Origin of the sequence: Spectribacter acetivorans (assembly GCF_031846305.1) — a bacterium.
In the GTDB taxonomy this organism is placed as follows: Bacteria; Pseudomonadota; Gammaproteobacteria; order Nevskiales; family Salinisphaeraceae; genus Spectribacter; species Spectribacter acetivorans.
The window spans coordinates 1-1,260 of record NZ_JAVRHY010000033.1 but is presented as its reverse complement, the minus strand read 5'-3'; the positions used below and the strand labels follow the sequence as shown (position 1 = coordinate 1,260).

At 56.1% G+C, this 1,260-nt stretch carries 2 protein-coding genes; both read left to right on the top strand.

The window, feature by feature from the left end:
- Positions 1-63 precede the first annotated feature (63 nt).
- Positions 64-366, top strand: a complete 303-nt coding sequence (locus RM531_RS15960) for a transposase (protein WP_311660717.1) — start codon at positions 64-66, stop codon at positions 364-366.
- Positions 363-1,229 carry an IS3 family transposase gene (locus tag RM531_RS15955; protein WP_311660716.1) on the top strand — a complete coding sequence of 289 codons (867 nt, stop codon included), beginning with the start codon at positions 363-365 and terminating at the stop codon, positions 1,227-1,229. The genes RM531_RS15960 and RM531_RS15955 overlap by 4 nt, the downstream gene beginning before the upstream one ends.
- The last annotated feature ends 31 nt before the right edge of the window (positions 1,230-1,260 follow it).

The following is a 1,260-nucleotide window of genomic DNA, read 5'->3' as shown; positions in this document are numbered from 1 at the left end:
TGAACTATCCCACCTTTCACGGACATCAATCAAAGGGGACAATAGCCCCGAAGGAGATGTCCAGTGCAAAAGCGCAAACGTTATACCAAGGAATTCAAGCTAGAAGCCGTGCGGCTGTTAGAACAAGGCGACCAGGTCGGCGCGGAATTGGCCCGAGAGTTGGGGGTACGGCGCAATCAGCTTTACAAATGGAAGGCCGAGTTAGGCGGCAAAGGTGAGGATCGAGCCTTTCGCGGTCCGGGGCGCAACGCAGCGATTGACGCGCAGTCCGAGCTAACGCACCTGCGCCGTAAACTGGCCAAGCTGGAAGAAGAAAACACCATATTAAAAAAAGCGGCGGCATACTTCGCTCGGGAGCTGCCATGAAGTATGCCTTTGTGAATCAGCAGCGCCGACATCATCACGTTAATTTACTGTGCGACGTCTTGAAAGTAAGCCGGTCAGGCTATTACGCGTGGCGGTCCCGGCCTGAGTCGGCGCGCGCACGTACTGATCGTGTGCTCAGCGTCCAGATCAAAGCCTTGCATGCCCAAAGCCGGGAGCGCCTGGGTAGCGTCAAAGCGTGGCGCACGCTCAATGATCAAGGCGTGGCCTGCGGCAAGCATCGTGTGGCCCGGCTGCGCCGGGCGCATAATATCTGGGCACGTCGACGGCGCCGGTTTGTGGTCACGACACAGTCCAAACACGGCCACTGGCGGGCGCCGAATATGCTCCAGCGTAACTTTACCGCTCGCGCACCTGATCGCGTCTGGGTGGGCGACGTTACCTTCATCCCGACCCGCCAGGGCTGGTTGTATTTGGCGGTGCTAATCGATCTGTATTCCCGGCTTGTCGTCGGTTGGGCAATGTCACCCCGCAACGACACCAAGCTGGTGAGTGCCGCACTGAAAATGGCGGTATACCGCCGTCGTCCCAAGCCCGGTTTGATCTTGCATAGCGATCAAGGCCAGACGTATGCAGCCAAAGACTACCGCAAGATTATAACGGCTAATAAAATGCGGCAGAGCATGTCACGCAAAGGCGATTGCTGGGATAACGCGGTGGCTGAGAGCTTCTTTGCCAGTGTGGAATTCGAGGTGATTAACCAACAAACCTTTGCCACCCGCCAGAGTGCACAATCCGAACTGTTTCACTACATCGAGGTGTTTTACAATCGACAGCGAGTACACCAGACGCTCGACTACAGAATCCCCGCTGACGTAGATCAAGCCTATTGGGCTGCCGCTTAATTTATCTGTCCGTGAAAGGTGGGATAGTTCA

Coding starts and splice junctions, on each gene's coding strand:
- RM531_RS15955 (WP_311660716.1), top strand. CDS start 363: ATGAAGTATGCCTTTGTGAATCAGCAGCGCCGACATCATCACGTTAAT.